This is a genomic window from Mesorhizobium sp. P5_C1 (genome assembly GCF_054049815.1).
Genome location: NZ_JBFULQ010000556.1, coordinates 1 through 3,492 on the forward strand (window position 1 = coordinate 1; position 3,492 = coordinate 3,492).

Consider the following 3,492-nt stretch of genomic DNA (forward strand, 5'->3'; position numbering starts at 1 on the left):
CAATTTCACGCCAAGGTTGCCTGCCTGTCAACAAAAAGTTGTGACTTTTTTCGGGTATTTTGCCCGAAAGCGCGGGCAGTTCCTTTAAAACCGCTCGAATTAGCTTAGAATCGGGCAAAGGGCTAAGTCCGGGAAACCCAAATGGTCCATTCAAAACGACACGGCGAGATCCTGCGGCTGCTGCAGGAAGAGGGGACCGTCACCATCGCCAGCCTGGCCGACCGGCTGGGCGTTTCACTCGAGACCGTGCGCCGTGACGTCAAGCCACTCACCGGTGACGGCTCCGTCCTCAAGATGCATGGCGCCATCGGCCTGCCGTCGATGATCGGCGAAGCGCCATTCGAACGGCGCATGCGCGAGAATGCCGATGCCAAGCGGATCATTGCCCGCATGGTCGCCGCCACCATCCGCGACGGTGAATCGATCATGCTCGACACCGGCACGACGACCTCGTTCCTGGCCCGTGAGCTGCTCGGCCACCGGCGCCTGACGGTCGTCACCAACTCGTCGGACATCGCCCGCACGCTGGCCACCGTCAACGGCAACAAGGTCTACATGGCCGGCGGCGAATTGCGCAGCGATTCAGGCGCTGCCTTCGGGGCCTCGGCCATCGACTTCGTCAGCCGCTTCTCGGTCAGCCATGCCATCATCTCCACCGGCGCCGTCGATGCGGTGATGGGCGTCATGGACTACGATCTGGAAGAGGCCGAGTTCGCCCGCATGGTGCTGTCGCGCGGCCAGCGTTCGCTCGTTGTCACCGATCACACCAAGTTCGGCCGCCTGGGTCTGGTCCAAGTCTGCGGCCTCGACGGGTTTTCCGAACTCGCCACCGACCGGTCGCCGTCGCGCGACATTGCCGCCGCCCTCTCGCAAGCCGGCGCTCGACTCAGCATCGCCGGCGACGCAGCCGGATTCTAGAGTCCGCAAGAGTCTGGCCGAACACGAGCAATTGGTGGACGCATACGGATCTCAAACGCGCCGCTGCGCGCGGTGGTCGCCTGCGGACATGCCTATGCCGTCAGAGCGCGAAAAGTCATCCTGAAGCAGGCACCGCTCGGTCTGTCGTCGAGGATCTCGATGCGCCCGCCATGCAATTGCATGATTTCCTGCACCAGGTTGAGGCCAAGCCCGGCGCCATAATCCTGCAGCCGGTAGAACGGCTCGAAGATGCGCTCCCGCTCGCCCGGTGCTGCCGGCGGCGTATCAGGCTGAGCTCGCAGCACAGTCACCAGTCACGGGATAAGCTCTGCCGTCGGCTTTCCTTCCCTTGCGCGCCGGTGTTTAGTCCGGCATGGCCTTCACCATTCGCCAGTTGCAGTTCTTCATCGCCGTCGCCGAGCAAGGCACGGTGTCGGGTGCCGCGCAGAACCTGTCGATCTCGCAATCCTCGGTCACCGAAGCGATCAAGGAACTCGAAAGCGATCTCGGGGTCGAACTGTTCGAACGCCATCCGCGCGGCCTGAACATCACCCACAAGGGCCATCAGTTCCTGCGCCATGCGACAAAGATCCTTGCCGACGTTTCGGACGCACGCCGCTCTTTCTCCGGCGAACAGGCAGCAGCGGGCGGCCGGCTGCAACTCGGCGTCACCTCGATGGTCGCCGGCTACGTGCTGTCGGATCTTCTTGCCCGCTACCGCCGCGCCTATCCCGGCGTCGAGGTCTCGGCCATCGAGGACAATGGCGACTATCTCGAACACCTCTTGATCGGCGGCAAACTCGACATCGCCGTCATGGTCACCTCCAACCTGCGCGACCGCACGGCACTGCAGTCGGAAATCCTCGAGGTCTCGGCCTATCGCCTCTGGCTGCCGCTCGGCCACCCGCTCGCCGGCGCCGACATCATCAGCATTGGCGACATCGCCTTCGAGCCGCTGATCATGCTGACCGTCGACGAGATCGAGGAGAACACCGGCAAGCTGCTCACGGCGATCGGCGCCAAGCCGCATGTCGCCTTTCGTACCCGTTCCGTGGAAGCCGTGCGCAGTCTCGTTGCCACCGGCGCCGGCGTGGCGCTGCTGCCCGACCTCGTCTACCGGCCCTGGTCTCTGGAAGGCGACCGCATCGAGTCGCGCGATATTTCCGGCTCCTTGCCGGTGGTCCAGGTCGGCATGGTCTGGCGCCGCGGGTCCGGTCTGCCGCAGGCGGCGCGCGATTTTATAGGCCTCGCTCAGTCGCAGCGCACGGTCCGCCGCTAGTGGCCTACTCCAGCCTGACGTCGCCGGTCTCGCGTCTGCGCCTTGTGACGGAAACCGCCTCCGCCTTGAACGACCCGATCGGAGCAACCTCGAAGCGGCCAGCACCGGCAAGCCTGACGGCGCGGCGGAACGTCGGACACTCCATCGGCCGGGCGGCCGGACATCGGGCGGCGTGACGCAAAGCCTCTCTGATCGCGGTCAGGCGCTGGATGGTATGGTCAAGTTCGTTCGCCTTGGCATCCAGGCGCTCCCGATCCATTTTCGGCAGGCCGTCGGGCCTCAGCATCGCGGAAATCTCGTCCAGTGCGAATCCACCGGCGCGTCCAAGCGTGATCAAAGCGAGCCGTTCCAGGACGGCCGGGTCGAACAAGCGGCGCAGGCCGCGACGGCCGATTGAGGCGATGAGGCCTTTCTCCTCATAGTAGCGAAGCGTCGAGGCGGGCACGCCGGTGCGGCGCGACACTTCAGCAATATCCATATCTTTCATGCTTGACCTCAAGTCGGCTTGAACTCGTAGAGTGCTCGCGACGATCAGTGAGAGCAACAGAAAAGCGAGGTCCGTTATGCCGCAATCCGCGCAGCCAAACACACGGCAAGCAGCGCTCTGGAACGACGCCAACGGAAAGGCCTGGGTTGAGATGCAACCGATCCTCGACCAGGTAATGGCGCCGTTCGAGCGGCTGGTAGTCGATGCCGGCTATCCCGGGGAAGGGGGCAATGTCCTGGACATCGGCTGCGGCGCCGGCGCCACGACTCTGGCGATGGCGCGCCGCGTGGGCAACGGCGGAAATTGTGTTGGGCTCGACATCTCGCAGCCGCTTGTCGCCTTGGCGACGAAACGCAAGGGGGCAGAAGAGGCAGCAAACGCAAGTTTTGAAGTGGGCGATGCCCAGACGTATGCGTTCGAAGTCGGGAACTTCGACGCTGTTGTCTCGCGTTTTGGTGTCATGTTCTTCGATGATCCCGTGGCTGCGTTCGCCAACATAAGACAGGCCGCAAGCCGCGGTAGCAAACTCGCCTTTGTTGCTTGGCGCAGTCCTGCCGAGAATGATTTTATGACGACCGCCGCGCGAGCGGCTGCGCCTTTTCTACCGCCCGCACCCGCACCGGACCCCGATGCGCCGGGGCAGTTTGCCTTTGCCAACGCCKCCAAGGTGAAGCGGATTCTTGAAGCGGGTGGCTGGTCGTCAATCGAAGTCGAACAGGTGGATGTCGCGTGTCAGATCGCCGAAGATGATCTGATAACGTTTGTCACCCGACTAGGGCCGGTCGGCGCCGCGTTACGTGAGGTTGAC

At 63.6% G+C, this 3,492-nt stretch carries 4 protein-coding genes and 1 pseudogene; 3 read left to right on the top strand and 2 right to left on the bottom strand.

Annotated elements, in window-relative coordinates; all coding sequences use genetic code 11:
- The first annotated feature begins 141 nt into the window (after positions 1–141).
- On the top strand, positions 142–918 hold the full coding sequence (locus ACXJ7R_RS27755; protein ID WP_095082659.1) for a DeoR/GlpR family DNA-binding transcription regulator: 777 nt from the start codon (positions 142–144) through the stop codon (positions 916–918).
- Positions 919–1,010: 92 nt separating this feature from the next.
- On the opposite strand, the pseudogene ACXJ7R_RS27760 reads toward ACXJ7R_RS27755, so the two are convergent.
- Positions 1,011–1,187, bottom strand: a pseudogene (locus tag ACXJ7R_RS27760) (ATP-binding protein); the annotation flags it as partial.
- A gap of 104 nt (positions 1,188–1,291) precedes the next feature.
- Between ACXJ7R_RS27760 and ACXJ7R_RS27765 the strand changes: the two are divergent.
- Positions 1,292–2,197 (top strand): LysR substrate-binding domain-containing protein, encoded by a 906-nt coding sequence (locus ACXJ7R_RS27765; RefSeq protein WP_457154613.1) that lies wholly within the window; start codon positions 1,292–1,294, stop codon positions 2,195–2,197.
- Between the two features lie 4 nt (positions 2,198–2,201).
- On the opposite strand, the gene ACXJ7R_RS27770 is transcribed toward ACXJ7R_RS27765, so the two are convergent.
- Positions 2,202–2,684 (bottom strand): helix-turn-helix domain-containing protein, encoded by a 483-nt coding sequence (locus tag ACXJ7R_RS27770; protein ID WP_457154614.1) that lies wholly within the window; start codon positions 2,682–2,684, stop codon positions 2,202–2,204.
- Between the two features lie 76 nt (positions 2,685–2,760).
- Here ACXJ7R_RS27770 and ACXJ7R_RS27775 point away from each other — a divergent pair.
- A partial coding sequence (locus ACXJ7R_RS27775; protein WP_457154615.1) for a class I SAM-dependent methyltransferase occupies positions 2,761–3,492 on the top strand: 732 nt, incomplete at its 3' end.